Origin of the sequence: Actinomadura sp. B10D3, from assembly GCF_039871695.1 — a bacterium.
GTDB lineage: Bacteria > Actinomycetota > Actinomycetes > Streptosporangiales > Streptosporangiaceae > Spirillospora > Spirillospora madurae.
Genome location: NZ_JBDPLY010000011.1, coordinates 178762 through 197139 on the forward strand (window position 1 = coordinate 178762; position 18378 = coordinate 197139).

Here is an 18378-nt window from a genome sequence, read left to right on the forward strand (position 1 = left end):
CCCATGACGGTCACCGTATGTGCGCGGCGACTAGAGGAGTACCAATGCCGGAAACCGATTTTCGTTTCGACGGCCGCAGCGTGATCGTCACCGGAGCCGCCCACGGCATCGGTCTGGCGACGGTGAAGCGATTCCACGCGGCCGGCGCTCGGGTCTACGCGGTCGATGTGGACGCCGACGCCCTGGCGTCCGCGGCCGGGGGAATCGGCGCCGAATGGCGGGTGGCGGACGTGTCGAACTCCGGTGATGTCGAAAGAGTCGTCTCGGACGTGGTCTCCGCCACAGGACGGATCGATGTGGTGGTGAACAACGCGGGGATCCTCCGTGACAGGGTTCTGTGGAAGATGCCGGACGAGGACTGGGAAGCCGTGCTCGGCGTCCATCTCGGTGGGACGTTCCGCTTCACCCGGGCCTGCACACCTCACTTCCGGGAGCGCGGTCACGGTCGTGTGATCAACGTGACGTCGTTCACCGGCCTGCACGGGAACGTCGGCCAGTCCGCGTACGCGGCCGCCAAGGCCGGGATCATCGGCTTCACCAAGACCGCGGCGAAGGAACTGGGCAGGTTCGGGGTGACCGTCAACGCGATCTCACCGAACGCGGAGACCCGCATGATCGCCGGAATACCCGATGAGAAGCGTGCCGAGTTCGAGGCGGCGACTCCTCTGGGCAGGTACGCGGACCCGTCCGAGATCACTGCGGCGATCGCGTTCCTCGCCTCCGGGGAGGCCGGCTACATCACCGGTGTGGTGCTGCCCGTCGACGGCGGCCTCTCGATGTGAGACCGGCGGCACTCCGCCGGTACACCTGCCCCGACGATTCCTGGAGATGGTTATGGCCGAAATGGTGCTCTGTGAGCGGGCGGACGGTGTCGCGACGGTGACGATGAACCGCCCGCAGCGTCTGAACACGATGACCGATGCGTTCTTGGAGGAACTTCTGGGGGCCCTGGAGCGGGCCGCTGATGCTCCCGACGTGCGCGTGGTGGTCCTGCGCGGTTCCGGTAAGGCCTTCTGCGCCGGCGGTGACCTCAAGGAGGGAATCGGCGGCGGAGTGGGCGGTCGCGGCGGGATCACCACGGCCACCGGCAACCTACGGCGGTACATGCGCACCGCGCAGTTGCTGAGAGAGATGCCCAAACCCACGATCGCGGCGGTGCACGGAGCGTGCGCGGGTGCCGGTCTGTCACTCGCCTGTGCGGCGGACCTCCGTCTGGCCAGCCGATCGGCGGTCTTCGCCACGGCCTTCGTCACGGTCGGTCTGTCAGGTGACTTCGGCGGCACGTGGACGCTTTCACGGATCGTGGGTTCGGCGAGAGCGCGCCAGGCGTATCTGCTGTCCGACCGGATCGACGCGGACACGGCATTGGCGTGGGGCCTGGTGAGTGAGGTGACCGGCGACGACGAGGCACTCTGGGCCCGAGCCGCTGAGCTGGCCGGCCGCCTTGCCGCGGGGCCGAGCGGGGCACTGCGTGCGGTGAAGGCCAACGTGAACGACGCGGAAGAGGTGACGTTCGCGGAGGCCCTCGAACGCGAGGCCGCTCGCCATATCGCGGCCTCGCGCACCGAGGAGGCAGCGGAGGCAACGCGTGCCTTCCTGGAGAAGCGCCCTCCCGTGTTCAGGTGAGGCCGGGTGCGGCCGTCCCGTCGACCGGCATCGTCTCGGCGAAGCCGTGGAGATCTGGGGGCCCGCCGTGGCTGACATCATGCACCGCACGGCCGAACTGGAACGGACCGCGTGGCGGCCCCTGCCACGTGGTCAGCGACTACTGGTTCACCTTCCACCACTGGGCAGGAGGATGGTCTCGTCGGCGGCCAATACCTCGATCGTGGCGGAGCGTTTGTGCGGGTTCATGCCAACGACCACTCGATCCATACCGATCCCCCGATGCTCGATCCATCACCTGGTTGTCGAGCTGGGGGCACCGCTACGTCGAGCCGAACGAACCCCTCTTGAGCCTTTCCCCGCCCTGGGCGACACCCAGACCGCGCAGGCAAAAGAGAGCCACCCGACCAGCGTGGGCAGCCGATGAGAGAGAGCGACAGCCCGGGCGCATGGACCAAGCCTGGCCGCGCACCGGTCCTGAGGCAATGAAACAAGTAGCCGCTGAGCGGTCTTATCGCGTCGTTGCCAATCGCTGGTGTGAGCGTGGAATTCGGATCGCCGAGTGGCAGCGCGGCCTTCGGTATGCGATAGGCGGAAGGTGTTCGAGCGGTGTGCATCCGCCTGAGGCCGTTTCAAAGCCGGAAATGAAAGCACCTCTGACCGTGTTTCTACTGGTCAGAGGTGTGAGAGTGGGCAGGGGCGGGGTCGAACCGCCGACCTTCCGCTTTTCAGGCGGACGCTCGTACCGACTGAGCTACCTGCCCAGGACGTGCATCCGCACGTCTGGCGGTCCTGACGGGATTTGAACCCGCGGCCTCCACCTTGACAGGGTGGCGAGCACTCCTAACTGCTCCACAGGACCTTGCTGCTCCGAGCTTAACGGCTCCGGAGGGGTGTCTTGGCCGGGTGGCCCGGCGCTTGGCGACGTCCGAGAGCATACGCGATGGCCGAGGGGCGCGCCAACTCGGTTATCGCGGGGCGAGCGGGGCAAGATCGTGACGGAGAGGCACCGGGTCGATACCGGGCGGACGGGTGCGTTTCGTGTTGATGCGTGGGGCGCCTAGTCTGCCCGGGTTGCGCGACTGTGCGTGACCGGAGGGTGACGCCGTGCCCGTGAGGGGCGGCGCTAGTTGTGAGGGAGGCCGCGTGGTCGCAAAGCTCCCAGCCGACCAGGGTGCGGAGGGGTATCAGAGAGGGCTCGGTACTCGTCAGATCCAGATGCTGGCCATCGGCGGGACGATCGGGACGGGGTTGTTCCTCGGGGCCGGGGAGAACATCGCCAAGGCCGGCCCGAGCCTGATCCTGACGTACGCCGTGGCCGGGTTGGCCGTGTTCTTCGTCATGCGGGCGCTCGGTGAACTGCTGACGTACCGCCGGACGGAGGGCGGGTTCGCCGGGTATGCCCGGGAGTTCCTGGGGCCGTTCTGGGGTTACGCGACGACCTGGACGTACTGGATCATCTGGGTGACGACCGGCATGGCGGAGCTGACGGCGGCCGGCCAGTACATCCAGAAGTGGTGGCCGGGCGTCGAGCAGTGGCAGACGGCGCTGGTCGCGCTGCTGGTCCTGTTCGTGGTGAACCTGATCTCGGTGAAGCTCTTCGGCGAGCTGGAGTTCTGGTTCGCGATGATCAAGGTCGGGGCGATCGTGATGATGATCCTGGTGGGGATCGGGGTGCTGGTCTTCGGGTTCAGCGACGCCGGGGACACGGCGCGGGTCGGGAACCTGTGGGATCACGGCGGTGTCTTCCCCGAGGGGGCCGGCGCCACGATCATGACGTTGCAGATGGTGATGTTCGCCTACCTGGGCGTCGAGCTGGTGGGTGTGACGGCGAGCGAGGCGAAGGACCCGGAGAAGAACATCCCCCGGGCGATCAACGCGCTGCCGGTGCGGTTCGCGCTGTTCTACCTAGGGTCGCTGCTGGTGATCCTCGCGGTGGTGCCGTGGACGGCGTTCAAGGGCGGGGCGAGCCCGTTCGTCCTGGCGTTCGACCAGATCGGCATCAAGGGCGGCGGGGACATCGTCAACTTCGTGGTGCTGACCGCCGCGCTGTCGTCGTGCAACGCGGGCGGGCTCTACTCGACGTCCCGGATGCTGCGGACGGCCGGGGTGAACGGTGATGGGCCGAAGGTGCTCGGACGGCTGAGCGAGCGCGGTGTCCCGGTGCTGACCGTCGTCATCTCCGCGCTGGTCATGGGCATCGGCGTGGTCGTCAACGCCGTGGTGCCGGAGAAGGCGTTCGGGTACATCACGTCGGTGTCGACGGGCGGTGCCCTGCTGGTGTGGACGGTCATCCTGGTGGCGCACATGATCTACCGGCGGCGGTCGGCGGCCGGGGAGCTGCCGAAGTCGCCGTACCGGATGCCGTGGGCGCCGTACACGAACTGGCTGGTCCTGGCGTTCTTCGCGTTCGTCACCGTGACGATCGCGTGGGAGGCCGACACGAGGGTCGCGCTGTACGTGATGGGCGCGTGGGTCGCGCTGGTCGTGGTCGGCTGGCCGTTCGTGCGGCGGTCGTCGCGGGTCGAGCCGGTGAAGGTTCCGGTGGCCGAGGAGAGCGCGAGCGCCTGAGCGGAGGCGCCCTTCTGCCGTGGGATGATGCCCCGTGGGCGGTTCCTTCCCTCCGGAGGCGCGCGTGACCAGCATGCTGGAGATCCGAGTCCGATGGGTCCTGCTGGTCGTGGTGGGTGTCGCGAACGTCGTCGGCTCGCTGGTCGTGCTGCTGTTCGCGACGTTCGTGATCCCCGATCCCCCGCTGGCCGACCGCGACCATGTGCGGTTCGTCAACGCGCTGGCGTTCTTCGGCTACCCGATCGTCGCGGCGCCGGTGGCGCTGGTCGCGGGGCTGCGTTTGTGGCGTCCGGTGGTGACGTTCGTCCGGGACGGCGGGGAGCCCGACCGGCGCCGGCGCCGGGCGGTGCTGCTCGGGCCGCTGCGGCTGACTCTGCTCGTCGGGGCGCTCTGGGCGGTGGGGGCGCTCGGCTGGGCGGTGCTCGACCTGGTCCTGTTCACCGGGCGGCTGGCCGTGAAGACGGGCCTGACGTGCCTGCTCGGCGCGGCGACGACGTGCACGATCGTCTACCTGCTGTCGGAGCGGCTGCTGCGGCCGGCGGCGGCCCTGGTGCTGGGCAGGGAGCGTCCGAAGCGGTTCCGGCTGCCCGGGGTGACGACGCGGGTGATGCTCGCCTGGACGCTGGGGACGGCGATCCCGGTGTTCGGGCTGATCTGCGTCGCGATCGCCGCGCTGGCCGCGCCGGACATCAACGTCACCCAGCTCGCGATCACGATCCTGGGGGTGGGCGGGGCCGCGCTGGTCGCCGGGGCCTACGTCCTCTACATGGCGACCCGGGCGATCGCCGACCCGATCAGGTCGGTGCGCACCGGGATGGCGCAGGTCGAGCGGGGCGATCTCGGGGCCGAGGTCGCGGTGTACGACGCGAGCGAGGTCGGGCAGCTGCAGGCGGGCTTCAACCACATGGTCGCCGGGCTCCGCGAGAACGAGCGGCTGCGCGACCTGTTCGGACGGCATGTCGGCGAGGAGGTCGCCGACCTGGCGCTGGAGCGCGGCGACATCACGCTCGGCGGCGAGACGCGCGAGGTGGCGGTGCTGTTCGTCGACCTCACCGGCTCCACCCGGCTCGCCGACACGCGGGGGCCGGACGAGGTGGTCGGGCTGCTCAACCGGTTCTTCGGCGTCGTGGTGGCGGTCGTGGCGGGGCACGGCGGCTGGATCAACAAGTTCGAGGGGGACGCGGCGCTCGCGATCTTCGGGGCGCCGACGCAGCTGGAGGATTCGGCCGGCGGGGCGCTCGGTGCGGCCCGCGAGCTGGCGGTGCGGCTGCGCGCCGAGGTGCCGATGCTGGACGCGGGCATCGGCGTGTCCGCGGGTCCGGTCGTCGCCGGGTACATCGGCGCCGAGGAGCGGTTCGAGTACACGGTGATCGGCGACCCGGTGAACGAGGCGGCCCGCCTCAGCGACCTGGCCAAGGGGGAGGACGCGCGGGTGCTCGCCTCGGCCGCCGTCCTCGATCTCGCGCATCTGGCCGAGTCGGACGAGTGGGACATCGGCCGCTCGGTGATCCTGCGCGGGCGGAGCCGCCCGACCCGGCTGGGCACGCCCCGGTGGCCGGCGCTTCCGGAGCCGCGGCCGGCGCCGCGGCAGTCCCGCGTCCGGCTCCCGCGCCCGCTGCGGCGCAGCAGGCGGCTGGTGCTCGGAGCGCTGGTGCTGTCCCGGGCCGCGAAGAGCGCGCGTGCCGGGGAGCCCGGCGACCCGGACGGCACCGGCTGATCTTTTCGCCGGAAGCGCCGTGCTCGGCACCCCCGGGACCGCCCCGGATGCGTATTGTCGCCGGATGTACACACTCTGCTATCGGCCCGTAACTCTGTCGTCACCGTAAGGCCGCAGGGTTGGGGCGGACAGTCCGGCTCCCGAAAGGTGACCGATGCACCGACGGAATCGTCTCGCGCTCGTCGTCGTCGTGACCGCGGCGGCGGCCACCGTTCCGGTGGCGACCGCCGAAGCCGCCGCCCCTACCTCCCCCGGCACCGCCACGACCGCCGCGGTCGCGAGGGACGTCGTGAACGTCGCGCACCGCGGCGCGTCCGCGTACGCGCCGGAGAACACGCTCGCCGCGTTCCGGCTGGCCAAGGTCCAGAACGCGGACATGTTCGAGCTGGACGTGCAGGAGACCAAGGACCACAAGCTCGTGCTCATGCACGACACCACGCTCGGCCGGACGACGAACGTCGAGTCCGTCTACCCTGGCCGCGCGCCCTACAAGGTCGAGGACTTCACCCTCGCCGAGATCAGGAGGCTGGACGCCGGGTCGTGGTTCGCGAGGAAGTACGCCGGTGAGCGCGTCCCGACGCTGGGGCAGGCGCTGCGGGCGATGCGCGGCCAGGGCCTCGGGCTGCTCCTGGAGATCAAGAGCCCGGCGCTCTATCCGGGCATCGAGAAGCGCATCGCCGCCGAGCTGCGGCGCTCGCCGTCCTGGCTGCGGTACGACCGGCGCGAGCGGCGCCTCGTCGTCCAGTCGTTCGACTGGGCGTCGGTGCGGCGCTTCCACGCGGTGCTGCCGAAGGTCCCTACGGGGCTGCTCGGCACGCCCAAGACCGGGGAGCTGCCGAAGCTGGCGTCCTACGCCGACCAGATCAACCCCAGGTACGGCGACCTGACCAAGTCCTACGTCCGCTCGGTGCACAACAACCGCATGGACGTGCTCACCTGGACGATCAACGACGCCGCCACCATGAAGAAGGCGATGGGCCTCGGCGTGGACGGCATCATCACCAACAGGCCGGACGTCCTCGACCGGCTCCTGAAGGGGTCCGCCCGGCGGGCGGCCTGATCAGGCGGTGACCCGGCGCGCGCGGGCGATCAGTGCCCGCGCCGCCGGGCTGCGCGGGCCCTCGGCGCGCCAGGCGAGCGCGATCCGCCCGCTCAGCCGCGGCCGGACGATCGGCAACGCGTGCAGGACGTCCGGCACGCTCCGGGCGGCGGACTCGGGCAGGACGGCGACGCCGAGGCCGTGTCCGGCGATCTCCGCCAGCACGGGCGGCTCGCCGGCCTCGAACGCGATGCGCGGGCGGAGCCCGGCGTCGGCGAAGGCGCCGTCCAGGACGGCCCGCAGCCCGGTCCCCTTCGGCAGGCAGATCAGGTCCTGGCCGGCGAGCGCCCGCAGCGGGACGGTGGACCGCCGCGCGAGCGGATGGCCGTGCGGCACCGCGGCGACGAGGTCCTGCTCGATGACGACCTTGGTCGCGATCCCGTCGGGCGGGTCGGCGCCTATGCTGAGGAACGCCAGGTCGATCCGCCCGGCGCGGAGCCCGCCGGTGAGCGTGTCGGCGTCCTCCTGGAGGACCGTGATCTCCACGTCCGGATGGTCGCGGTGGAATCCGGCCAGCATGCCGGGGAGGTCGAGGGACCGGATCCAGTCGATGGTGCCGATGGTGACATGCCCGCGCAGCAGCCCCGTCAGCTCGTCCACCGACCGCCGCGCGCCCTCGACCGCCGCGAGGGCCGCCCGCGCGTAGGGCAGGACGGCGGCGCCGACCTCCGTCAGCCGGACGGTCCGCCCGGACCGGTCGAGCAGGGGCTGTCCCAGTTCCCGTTCCAGCTGCCGGATCTGGGCGCTCACGCCGGGCTGGGCGACGTGCAGCCGGGCGGCGGCCCGGGTGAAGCTCGCCTCTTCGGTCACTGCCACGAAGTACTCAAGCTGGCGCAGCTCCATAACCGGACATGCTAATCGGGCACCGGTCCAGCGCTCGCGCTTCTGCGGAACGGACCGGCCCGGCAACCTTTTCTTTGACCTCTATTGGGGGCGTCGCTGCTGTTCAGAGGACTGATTTCGGTCCGGGCGGTGATTACCTCACCTGCGGGAGGTCGGGTGTACGGACGGCGCACATGGTCCATACGGGTGCGGATGACCGTCATTGCCGGGGCGGTCACCGCCATGATCTGTGCGATCGTCACCACGCTGATCCTGGTGGAGGCCAGGGATTCGGAGACCAACTCAGCGCGGAGCAAAGCGACGTCCGCCGCGCTGACCACGGCCTACGAGATCAGGCGCGGGCACGTGAACGGGCCTCTCGTCACGCCGGAAGGCGTCGTCGTGCAGGTGCTGGACCAGAGCAGGAAGGTCATCGCCGGGTCGGTGGGGCCGACGCTGGACGGTCCGCCGATCGCCCGGTTCGACCCGTCGAGGTTCCATGTGTACGACTTCGCGACCGTCTGTTCGCCGCCGGGGTTGGGCGGCTGCCAGTGGGTCGTCGGCTTCCGCGTCTTCCAGCCCACGGGCGACTGGATCATCTACGCCGCCGTGCCGACCGTCCCCTGGTACGTCAGCGGCGGGCTCATCCTGTTCCTGGCCAGCGTCTCGCTGCTGGTGATCCTGCTGGCGTGCCTGCGCGCCTGGGGGACGGTCGACCAGACCCTCGCCCGGGTGGAGGCGATCCGGGCCGAGCTGTCGGAGATCACCGCCGAGCAGCCGGGGCGCCGGGTGACGGTGCCGGAGAACCGGGACGAGATCAGGCGGCTCGCGGAGGCCGCGAACGCGACGCTCGACCGCCTGGACAGGGCGCTGGAGCAGCAGCGCAGCTTCACCTCCGACGCGTCCCATGACCTGCGCAGCCCCATCACCGCGGCCCGCACGCAGATCGAGGAGGCGCTGCTGTTCCCCGAGCAGGCCGACTGGCCGCAGACGGCGCGGACCGTCCTGCAGAGCCTCGAACGGCTCCAGGCGATCGTCACGGACCTGCTCCAGCTGGCCCGGCTGGACGCGGCGGCCTGGCAGGACGTGGAGCCGGTCGACCTCGGCGCGCTGGTCACCATCGAGGTGGCGAGGTCGGAGCGGACGAAGCGGATCGTCCCGCACCTGCAGGAGGGCGTGGTCGTGCTGGGCGACCGGCTCCGCCTCGTCCGCCTGCTGACGAACCTGCTGGACAACGCGGAGCGGCACGCCGAGTCCCGGGTGGACGTCACCGTGGCCCGGGAGGACGGTGTCGCCGTCCTGGAGGTCCTCGACGACGGGGTGGGCATCGCCGAGGAGGACCGGCATCTGGTCTTCCGGCGTTTCGCGCGCCTGGAGGACAGCAAGGCCCGCGATCCCGGCGGGACGGGCCTCGGCCTGCCCATCGCCCGGGAGATCGCCCGGCTGCACGGCGGGACGCTCACCATCGAGGACAGCGACCGCGGTGCCCGTTTCGTCCTGCGGATGCCTCGCGACCGCCAGAATCCGCCCGCGACCTGACCGGCCACGTCCGGGCGTTTCGCCGGGCCGCCCGGCGGTTCGCCCTGCGGTTCGCCCGGATGCGAAGAACCCCGCGGCACCGGTGCACGCGGGGTCGGGGCTTGGCGGCCCGTGCGGGACCAGCCGGCGAGGGGTCAGATCGCCGACTCGGCGGGGAGGCCGTGCAGGTGGATCCAGCCTTCGACGTCCGATTCCTTCACCCGGCAGCTGATCTGCTCGTACTCGGCGGCCTTCACGTAGCCGGGGCTGTGGACGATCACGGAGTCGTAGACGAAGCGCGACGCGATGACGCCGAGGTCGGCGCCCGTCGCGGCGAGCCGCTGCTTGAGCGGCGGGGCGTCGAGCAGCCGGGCGGTCGTGATGATCGACGATCCGGACACTCCGGGCGGATCGGGCATCACCGGGCCGACGTTCACCGCGACCCTGAGCTGGATGCGCACGGCCTCACTCGACCGGTGGTTGTGGCGGCGCAGCCGCATGCCGAGCGACACCAGCATCGGGTCGATCACCGCGGCGGTCGTGACCTGCGGCGGGACGACGATGAGCGCGCCGTCGCCGCGGTCTTCGATGTGGCAGCCGTCCCAGGGGACGTCGGAGTCCTCGAAGGCCTCCTGGAGGGCCCGGTACATGGCGCGGCGCACGTCGATCCGGTCGGCGTCGTCGCGGTCCGGGGAACTGAACCCGGCGACGTCGGTGTACACGATCGTGCAGTTCTGGCCGGCCCAGGACGCTCCTCTGTGCCGGGGGAACTCCATCGGCTGCGTCGGCTGCTCGTAGGACGCCTCGACGACCGCGCCGATCGTGTGGGCCGGCAGCGGCGCGTTGGTCATGTAGGCCGCGCCGCCGGTGCGGGGGTCGGGTACCGCGTAGGCGCCGGCCACCGTGAACGGCCCCGTCATCGCGTACTGGTAGTGCGGGAGCACCGGCATGTACGCCGACGCGTAGGGCTGCGGGGGCCCGTACTGGGCCGCGGGGCCGTACGGGTGCATCGGCCCGGTGGCGTACTGCGGCGTGGGCGCCGAACCGTGCTGTTCGGTCATCCGGTCGTATATCTCGTGTTCCAGGACGGCCACGACGCGCGGGTGGTCGCTGAGGTAGGCGACGAACTCCTGCGTGGACAGGCTGAGGGCGTGCAGCGTGTCCATGGCGACGACGGTGGCCGAGCGGCGGCGCAGCATCAGCGCGGCGCGCTCGCCGAGGATGTCGCCGGGGCCGCGGAAGGCGATGATCCGCTCGCGGCCGTCCCGTTCGACGCTGACCCGCACCGTGCCCGACTTGATCACGATGGTCTGGTCGGCGGACTGGCCCTCGGCCCACAGCACCGTGCCGACCGGGTACACGACCTCCCGCGCGGACGCGAGGAACGAGGCCTGCTCGATGGTGGTCAGGGACGGCCAGAACCCCTGCCGCCGGGCGGTCTCTGCCGGGCGGGCGGGCCGCGGCCGGGGCATCAGCTCGGAGGTGACGATCAGGTCCGGGTCGTGGTCGCGGGCGTGGTCGTTCACTGAACCACCCGCCTCGGGCCGGACCGGACGGGACGTGGCGGCCCCGTGGGGTGTGGGGGGTGGACGGCGAAGGTCGGGGAGGAAGACTGCAGCTCTGACATGACAGGGACCCCATGCCTCGAATCGTGACGCCGGCCTCCGGTCGGGGGGTGCCGGGGCGCCCGGCACCGGTCGGGGTGGCCGATGTTCACTTCACCTATGGCCCGGACCGCGTGATCGCGGTTAGACTGGGTGAGCCCGCAGGAACGTTTTGGCAGGTCAGCCCGATCTTTCTGCGTCTTCGCAGATGTCTGTGCAGACCGGCCCGGACGTCATCGTGCGGCCCTGGGAGTCGCTCTCCGCTCTCCCGCGATCGTCTTGGCTGCCAGACCCGGTGATCGTCGGAAAGCGGCGGGCGACTCTGTTTTTCGCCTCTGACAGTGTTCGTGAGTGTGGTTCCGGCTCTGCCGAAGTCATGTGCTCCGTCGTGCCCCTCCCGTCCGGCGCGTGCCGGGTCCGTCGTTCGTTCTTGCGCCGGCGGTGCCCGTGGCCCCGTGACCGCCGGTGGAGTGCGGACCGGGCGCACGTCTCGCCCGAAGCCCTCACTCTGAGTCAATGTTGACCCTGACGATACGTTGCAGGCCGTTCGGTCGCAACTCGTCTTCTGTTATTCTGCTACCTAGCACTTTAGTACATGGTCTCAAGGTATGCAGCAGACTGGAAGCTCTGGATGCGAGATTCGGGCGATATGGCGGGGTCTGGTGCCCACCGTGAAGATGGTTTGACCGGGACATACGGCACAGTGACGCCATGTGGGATGTGAGGTCCCGGTATGCCATGTAGCATCCAGGTTGGTGGCATCAACTACGGACAGTGAGCGATAACGATGACCAGTGACCAGGGGCCCATAGTCCAGAGCGCATTGCTGCGCACCGAGCTGGTACGCCTGCGCAAGGAGAAGAACCTGACGCAGGAGCAGGTGGCGCGGGAGCTGGAGTGGTCTCCGTCGAAGCTGATCCGTGTCGAGGGCGGCAAGAACGCCATCACCAGGACGGATCTGCAGGCGCTCCTCAGGGTGTACGGAGTGAACTCGGAGGGTCGCCAGGAGCGGCTCCAGGCACTGGCCCGCGGTGCGCGCGAACCCGCGTGGTGGAACCAGTACCGCAGTGAGCTCGACCCCAGTTTCCTGGCCTATGTGGGCTACTCGGCCGGTGCCGCCTACATCAGGCAGTTCCATGGGACGGTCATCCCCGGGCTGATCCAGACGCCCGAGTACGCGGAGGTGCTCTCGACCGGCAAGTCGTCCGAGACGGGACGCGTGCTCGCCGCGAAGCTCCGCATCCAGCGCCAGCAGGAACTGGCCAAGCGCGAGAACCCGCCGCGCCAGCACTACATCATCGACGAGGCGGTCATCCGCCGGCACGTCGGCATCAAGATCGACCCGGCGATCATGCCGGCGCAGCTCAACCACATCGCCGACTCGGCCGAGAGCAACGATCTGCTGACCATCCGGGTGCTCCCGTTCAAGGCCGGGGCGCACCTCGGGCTGGAGGGGCCCTTCAGCCTCCTGGAGTTCGACGGCGACCTCGGCGACATCCTCTACCTGGAGGGCCGGCAGGGCGCCAGCCTCATGATCACCGGTGACGACCCGCGCATCCCCGAGTACCGGGACAGCTTCGAGCTGCTGCTGGAGCAGGCGCTGTCCTCGGAGGAGTCGATCGCCCTCCTGCGGCAGTGCGCCGAAGACCTCATGGCCTGACTGACTACCGCACCGCAACTCAACCGGGAGGTGACCGCGGCATCCAGCATCCCCAAGGCGAGTGGCCGTCATAACACACTGAGTGATCTTGTGTTCCCTTGTAGGCGGGATAACTAGAACCGTTTACACTCTTGATCGGGAAATTATCCACAAGGTCGTGGTTTGTTGTGCCCAACTTGGTGCTCGCCCGGTGGATGTCTCCGCCCGATCGGCAGGGCGTGACGGCACCCGCCGACATGGATGGAGGGTTGCTGGATGGTTTACCGGTCCGACCTGGAGACCCCACTGAACTGGCGAAAGGCCAGTGCGAGCCAGGATCAGAACGACTGCGTGGAAGTCGCGGCCCAGGGCCCGTCCGTCCTGGTCCGTGACTCACGCGACCGCTCCGCCGGCGTCCTCGCCCTGGCCGCCGCCGAGTGGCGGGCTCTCCTGAACGCCATCCAGAACGGAGACCTGGACGGCCGTTGAGTCACCAGACTCATTTCCCCTGTCAATCTGAGGAATTGTCGAATACCACGGCGCTGTGAAGTATTGACCGGCGACTCTTGACAGGGCCCCGGGGGGTCGGGGGAGTTCGCGCGCAGCCCCTGAGCGAACCCTGAAACCTACCCTGAAACGCCCCTGACCACCCTGTTCCGGTGAGGAAAACGTCCCTAACTTGATCGTCAGAGGTCCCCGGCCACGGCCGGGCCGGGGACCTTCGACGCCGCTCTCACGGGCCGGCTCATCTGACGTTTCCTCCACCGGAAGGCCATTCATGCTGCGCAAACACAGGCTCGCCCTCTGGGCGGCGGCCGCCGCCGGGGCCGTGGCGCTCACCGGCGCCGCCGTCCCCCTCCAGCCGAGCCCGGCCGCGGCGTCGCCCGCCATCGACTGGCGCTCCTGCGGCGACGACGGAAAAGCCGAGTGCGCCACGCTCCGGCTGCCGGTCGACTGGTCGCGCCCGGACGGCCCCACGTTCGGCCTCGCCATCGCCCGCCGCAAGGCCCTCGACCCGTCCGCCCGCGTCGGGACGCTCGTGTTCGGGCCCGGCGGCCCGGGCGACTCCGGCGTCGAGCGCGTCACCGACGGCATCGGCCGGTTCGGCGACCGGCTCCGCCGGAGCTTCGACATCGTCAGCTTCGACCCGCGCGGGGTCGGCGCCAGCAACCCGGTGACCTGCTCGGCCGACCTGGTGGCGAACGCCCCCGACCCGATGATCAAGAGCGCCGCGGACTTCCAGGCGACGCTCGACCACAACGCCCGCCTCCGCGCCGACTGCCGCGAACGCACGGGGCCGCTGTACGACCACGCCGACACGCTCAGCACCGTCCGGGACGTCGACGCGATCCGGGCCGCCCTGGGCGAGGCGAAGCTGACGTTCCACGGCAGCTCGTACGGCACCCTGCTGGGCGAGATGTACGCCGAGACGTTCCCGAAGCGCGTCCGCGCGATGGTGCTGGAGAGCGTCAACGACCACAGCATCCCCGACGCCCGCCGCTTCCTGATGTCCGAGCTGGCCGCCGCGCAGGATTCGTTCGACCAGTTCGTCGCCTGGTGCGGACGCACCAAGGACTGTGCCCTGCACGGCAAGGACGTCCGCGCCATCTGGCGTGACCTGCGCGCCCGCGCCGCCCGCGGCGAACTCCCCGACCCGTCCGACCCGAGCACCCCGCTTCCCGAGTTCGCCCTGGTCCTGATGACCTACAAGAAGTTCTACGGCCCCGACTGGCCGGACCTCGCGAAGAACCTGGCCGCCCTCAACACGTCCAAGCCCGTGAAAGCCACCACGCACGCACCCGCGCAGGCCGGGGAGACCGCCAAGGACCCGTTCACCGCGCAGTTCTGCTCCGACTGGAGCCTGCCCGTCCGCGACTACACCGAGTACGCGCGGCTCATGCGGCAGACGGAGAAGGTCGCCCCCGACATGACGTTCGCGCGCCCCGTCCTCGCGATCTCCGCCTGCCTCGGCTGGCCGCAGCCCGTCCGCAACCCGCAGCACCGCCTGGACGTCCGCGGCAGCGCCCCGATCCTGCTGGCCAACGCCGTCCACGACCCCGCCACCCCGTACTCCTGGGCGAAGAACGTGGCCCACCAGCTCGGCCGGACGGGCCGCCTCCTCACCTACGAGGGCGCCGGCCACGGCAGCTACAACCGAGGCCCCTGCATGCAGGACGCCATCGACGCCTACCTGATCTCCGGAACCCTCCCCCCGCCCGGCAAGACCTGCCCCTCAACCTGACCGTCCCACCCGCCCAGGGGCCGACCGCCATCCCGGTCGGCCCCTGCACGCATCCCCGACCCGTCCCGGGAGTTTTTGAATTCCGTGGTTTCCACGTATCGGGTGGCGATATTGCAGGTGAATCATCCGGAGATGAGTAGATGATCTTGACTACTCGGCGGTGTATTTCGAATCGAGACCTGGCGGGTGTCCTCCCGTGTGGGGGTGGCCGCGTCAATTGAGTGGAGGCAACACGGGGGAAGGAATCTGTGGAAATTCGACGAAAGAGCTATCTATGACGCGGACCGTCCTGGTCGAGGTCCAGGAGCGCGGGGCCGATCCGGTGCGGCTGGACCAGCTCAGCCGCCATCTGCTGAGAGACCTGCGGCGCGTCGGGGTGCAGGTCGAGCGGCGGGCCGTCCGGACGCCTGCGGGGGCGAAGTCCGGTTCGGCGGTGGCGATCGCGACGCTGGTCGTCGGTCTCGGCGGCACGCCGGTCATGAAGGCGTTCGTGAATGGGGTCTTCGGCTGGCTCGGTCCGCGGAGGGGAAACGTCAAAATCAGTTGCGGTGACAGGTCGGTGGAACTGTCCGCGGCGACTCCGGGGGAACGGCGGGAACTGCTCGAATGGCTGCTGACATGCGACGAGGAAACGCGGGACGGCGACCGGGAGGGGCGCGAAGACTAGCGCTCCTGCTGGCCTCGGACAGTTACGAGGATCCGGGGCTCGGCTCGCTGCGCTCACCCGCCCACGACGTGCGGGCCCTGTCCGCCGCCCTGGCGGACCCGCGGATCGGCGGGTTCGAGGTGGACGAGGTGTTCAACCGGCCGGCGCACGAGGTCAACGCCGCGATCGAGGACTTCTTCTGCGACCGGCGGCCCGACGACGTGCTCCTGCTCTACGTCTCGTCCCACGGGGTGAAGGACGACGCGGGGCGGCTGTACTTCGCGACGTGCAACACCCGGGTGAACAGGCTCGGCTCGACCGGGATCGCGTCGACGTTCGTGAGCGAGCAGATGGCCCACAGCATGTCGCGCAACATCATCCTGCTGCTGGACTGCTGCTACAGCGGGGCGTTCGTCGAGGGCATGGTCGTGCGCGGCGGCGGAAGCGTCGGGATCAACGAGCGGCTGAGCGGCTCGGGGCGGGCGATCCTGTCGTCGTCCTCGGCGCTGGAGTACGCGTTCGAGCTCGACCGGCGGCGGGTGACCAAGGAGATCTCCCGCTACGCGTCCGAGGACGAGGGCGGGAGGCCATCGGTCTTCACCGAGGCGCTCGTGCGCGGCCTCACCACCGGGGAGGCCGATCGGAACCGGGACGGGCGGATCTCCATCGACGAGCTGTACGACTACGCGTACTCCGAGGTCACCGCCGCGAACCCGAACCAGACGCCGACCAAGTTCTCCGATGTGAGCGGCGAGCTGATCGTCGCCTTCAGTCCCGGGACGGCCCGCGCTCCGGCGCTGCCGGACGAGGTGTCCTCGGCGGTCGGGCATCCCCTGGCCTCCGTGCGCGCCGCCGCCGTGACGACGCTGAAGGACCTGGCGCTGGCCGGGGGCGGGGTCGGGCGGCTCGCCTACGAACGGCTGAGGACGCTGCTCGACGACGACAGCCGCATGGTGGCGACCGGCGCCCGCGAGGCGATCGCGGAGGTCGACCGGGTCCGGCCGTTCGAGGAGCGCCCGCGGGGGACGCCCCCGCCGGGACCGGTGTCGATGAGGCCGCCCGCTCCCGTCGCTCCGGCGGCGCAGGCATGGGAGGAGCCTCTGCGCGGCGGTTCGGTGCTGGCCTACCTGATGCCGTGCTTCACCAGCCTGCTGCTCGTCTTCGGCCGGAGCCGGAACGTCAGGTACCACGCGGTGCAGTGCGCCCTGATCGACGTGATGAATCAGGTTCCTCGGAACCCTGGCACGCCGGGTCGTGTACAGGCCGCAGGGGGCCACCGGGATGTTCCCGTCGCCGTACGGGTGGTCCCGGACCTGAGCCGGCAGGGCGGCGCCCCGGGCCGGCGCCCGGGGCGCCGCCCTCACGCGAAGGCGGTGATGTGGGCCTTGGCCCACTGGGCGAAGGTGCGGGGCGGGGTGCCGGTGACGTCCTGGACGGTGGGACGGACGATCGACTCGTCGAGGGAGCCGTTGACGTAGAAGTCGAAGAACGCGTCGACGTACTCGGCGGGCATCTGCGCGGTCATCTCGGCGCGGGCCTCGTCGTCCGGCTGCGCCTCGAAGCGCAGGTCGCGGCCGAGGGTCTCGCCGAGGATCGCGACCTGGTCGGCGGGCAGCAGGGATTCCGGGCCGGTCGGGTAGTACGTCCGGCCTTCGTGGCCGCCCTCCAGCAGGGCCGTGGCGGCGACGGCGGCGATGTCGTGCGGGTCGACGACGGCGGCCCGGACGTTCGCGAAGGGCAGCCGCACGGTGTCGCCGGCCCGCAGTTGCGGGAGCCAGCGGAGCGCGTTGGACATGAACGCGCTCGGCCGGAGGATCGTCCACGGCAGGCCGGAGTCGTGCACGGCCCGTTCGGTGACGACCATGTAGCGGGTGACGGCGTTCGTCATGTCGCCGCTGCCCGCCGAACCCCCCGAAAGCTGAACGACTCGCTGGACTCCGGCGCGACGGGCTTCGGCGAGGACGCCCGGCATGTCGCGGTAGCCCGGCAGCAGGAAGACGCCCGAGGCCCCGTCCAGCGCCGGCGCGAGGGAGGCGGGGTCGTCGAGGTCGCCCGTCACGTACTCGACGCCGTCCAGGGTGGAGGCCGGCACCTTGCGGACGAGCGCCCGCACCGGTTCGCCGGCCGCCGCGAGGATGGAGACCAGCTCGGAGCCGATGTTTCCGGTGGAACCGGCGACCGTGATCATCTCAATGTCCTTTCACCAGGGGAGGGGGCGGCCGTCGCGGAAGAACCCGCCGGTCGGGCCGTCGTCGGGGAGGGTCGCGGCCCACACCACGCTCGCCGCCCCGTCGGCGACGGGACGCCCGCCGGGGCCGCCCATGTCGGTCGCGACCCAGCCGGGGCAGACCGCGTTGACGAGGACGCCGTCGGCGCGCAGTTCGGCGGCGAGCATGCGGGTCAGCGCGTTGAGCGCAACCTTGGACGCGGTGTAGGCGGGGGTGCCGCCGCCCATGTTGGTCAGCGACGCGGCCTCGCTGGAGACGTTCACGATCCGTCCGTGCCTGCTGCGCCGCAGGAGGGGCAGCAGCGCCTGCGTCAGCCGCCACGGCCCGTACAGGTTGGTCTCGGCGGCCTCCCGGACGACGGCCAGGTCCGCGGTCGACGCCCGCTGCCACGTGTCGTAGGTGATCGCGGCGTTGTTGACGAGGACGTCCAGCGCGCCGATCTCGGCGGCGGCCCGCTCGATGTCGGCCGCGGAGGTGACGTCCAGCCGGACCGGTGTCGCCCCGACCTCCTTGGCCGCGCGTCCGGCCGCGTCCAGCGAGCGCGCTCCGAGCAGGACGTCGTGGCCCTGCGCCGAGAGCTGTCTGCACACCTCGCGGCCGATGCCGCGGTTCGCCCCGGTGACCAGCGAGACCGTCATGGCGTCCTCCCCCCGTCGCGACGATCGTCGCGCGGGTGACCGTCGCGCG

The 18378-nt window shown here is 70.5% G+C and carries 15 protein-coding genes and 2 tRNA genes; 11 read left to right on the top strand and 6 right to left on the bottom strand.

Going from position 1 to position 18378, the window contains the following annotated elements; all coding sequences use genetic code 11:
• Positions 1 to 44 precede the first annotated feature (44 nt).
• Together ABGB11_RS18765 and ABGB11_RS18770 are read left to right on the top strand one after the other, a co-directional pair.
• The gene (locus tag ABGB11_RS18765) at positions 45 to 782 is read left to right on the top strand and encodes an SDR family NAD(P)-dependent oxidoreductase (RefSeq protein ID WP_347634423.1); all 738 of its coding nucleotides are present in this window, start codon (positions 45 to 47) and stop codon (positions 780 to 782) included.
• Positions 783 to 834: 52 nt separating this feature from the next.
• Complete coding sequence (locus ABGB11_RS18770) at positions 835 to 1626, top strand: enoyl-CoA hydratase (protein ID WP_347634425.1); 792 nt, start codon at positions 835 to 837, stop codon at positions 1624 to 1626.
• 669 nt (positions 1627 to 2295) lie between these two features.
• Here the strand turns inward: ABGB11_RS18770 and ABGB11_RS18775 are convergent.
• Both ABGB11_RS18775 and ABGB11_RS18780 read right to left on the bottom strand, forming a co-directional pair.
• Positions 2296 to 2369: transfer RNA gene (locus tag ABGB11_RS18775), tRNA-Phe, on the bottom strand.
• A gap of 20 nt (positions 2370 to 2389) precedes the next feature.
• Positions 2390 to 2467, bottom strand: a tRNA-Asp gene (locus tag ABGB11_RS18780).
• Between the two features lie 284 nt (positions 2468 to 2751).
• Here ABGB11_RS18780 and ABGB11_RS18785 point away from each other — a divergent pair.
• The 3 genes from ABGB11_RS18785 to ABGB11_RS18795 all read left to right on the top strand — a co-directional run bounded on the left by ABGB11_RS18785 (position 2752) and on the right by ABGB11_RS18795 (position 6953).
• Complete coding sequence (locus ABGB11_RS18785) at positions 2752 to 4176, top strand: amino acid permease (protein ID WP_347634427.1); 1425 nt, start codon at positions 2752 to 2754, stop codon at positions 4174 to 4176.
• Positions 4177 to 4249: 73 nt separating this feature from the next.
• Positions 4250 to 5893, top strand: a complete 1644-nt coding sequence (locus tag ABGB11_RS18790) for an adenylate/guanylate cyclase domain-containing protein (protein ID WP_347634535.1) — start codon at positions 4250 to 4252, stop codon at positions 5891 to 5893.
• 154 nt (positions 5894 to 6047) lie between these two features.
• On the top strand, positions 6048 to 6953 hold the full coding sequence (locus ABGB11_RS18795) for a glycerophosphodiester phosphodiesterase family protein (protein WP_347634429.1): 906 nt from the start codon (positions 6048 to 6050) through the stop codon (positions 6951 to 6953).
• Here the strand turns inward: ABGB11_RS18795 and ABGB11_RS18800 are convergent, their stop codons facing one another.
• Positions 6954 to 7835: a LysR substrate-binding domain-containing protein gene (locus ABGB11_RS18800; RefSeq protein WP_347634431.1), complete on the bottom strand. Its 882-nt coding sequence runs from the start codon at positions 7833 to 7835 to the stop codon at positions 6954 to 6956.
• Positions 7836 to 8027: 192 nt separating this feature from the next.
• Between ABGB11_RS18800 and ABGB11_RS18805 the strand changes: the two genes are divergently transcribed.
• Positions 8028 to 9353 (top strand): HAMP domain-containing sensor histidine kinase, encoded by a 1326-nt coding sequence (locus ABGB11_RS18805; protein ID WP_347634433.1) that lies wholly within the window; start codon positions 8028 to 8030, stop codon positions 9351 to 9353.
• A 134-nt stretch (positions 9354 to 9487) separates the two neighbouring features.
• On the opposite strand, the gene ABGB11_RS18810 is transcribed toward ABGB11_RS18805, so the two are convergent.
• Entirely contained in the window at positions 9488 to 10858 is a 1371-nt protein-coding gene (locus tag ABGB11_RS18810) for a cyclic nucleotide-binding domain-containing protein (protein ID WP_347634435.1), read from the bottom strand.
• An 865-nt stretch (positions 10859 to 11723) separates the two neighbouring features.
• On the opposite strand from ABGB11_RS18810, the gene ABGB11_RS18815 reads away from it, so the two are divergent.
• The 5 genes from ABGB11_RS18815 (at position 11724) to ABGB11_RS18835 (ending at position 16941) form a co-directional block, all read left to right on the top strand.
• Positions 11724 to 12596, top strand: coding sequence for a helix-turn-helix transcriptional regulator (locus ABGB11_RS18815; protein ID WP_347634437.1), 873 nt, complete (start codon positions 11724 to 11726; stop codon positions 12594 to 12596).
• 255 nt (positions 12597 to 12851) lie between these two features.
• Positions 12852 to 13064, top strand: a complete 213-nt coding sequence (locus ABGB11_RS18820) for a DUF397 domain-containing protein (RefSeq protein WP_347634440.1) — start codon at positions 12852 to 12854, stop codon at positions 13062 to 13064.
• Between the two features lie 289 nt (positions 13065 to 13353).
• Positions 13354 to 14817 carry an alpha/beta hydrolase gene (locus ABGB11_RS18825; RefSeq protein WP_347634442.1) on the top strand — a complete coding sequence of 488 codons (1464 nt, stop codon included), beginning with the start codon at positions 13354 to 13356 and terminating at the stop codon, positions 14815 to 14817.
• A 274-nt stretch (positions 14818 to 15091) separates the two neighbouring features.
• Positions 15092 to 15484, top strand: a complete 393-nt coding sequence (locus ABGB11_RS18830; RefSeq protein WP_347634444.1) for a hypothetical protein — start codon at positions 15092 to 15094, stop codon at positions 15482 to 15484.
• The gene (locus ABGB11_RS18835) at positions 15436 to 16941 is read left to right on the top strand and encodes a caspase family protein (protein WP_347634446.1); all 1506 of its coding nucleotides are present in this window, start codon (positions 15436 to 15438) and stop codon (positions 16939 to 16941) included. The genes ABGB11_RS18830 and ABGB11_RS18835 overlap by 49 nt, the downstream gene beginning before the upstream one ends.
• On the opposite strand, the gene ABGB11_RS18840 is transcribed toward ABGB11_RS18835, so the two are convergent.
• Both ABGB11_RS18840 and ABGB11_RS18845 read right to left on the bottom strand, forming a co-directional pair.
• A complete protein-coding gene (locus ABGB11_RS18840) occupies positions 16824 to 17651 on the bottom strand; it encodes an NAD(P)H-binding protein (protein WP_347634448.1) in 828 nt (275 codons plus the stop codon). The two genes, ABGB11_RS18835 and ABGB11_RS18840, sit on opposite strands and share 118 nt — an antisense overlap.
• Before the next feature lie 12 nt (positions 17652 to 17663).
• Entirely contained in the window at positions 17664 to 18329 is a 666-nt protein-coding gene (locus ABGB11_RS18845; RefSeq protein WP_347634450.1) for an SDR family oxidoreductase, read from the bottom strand.
• Between the last annotated feature and the right edge of the window lie 49 nt (positions 18330 to 18378).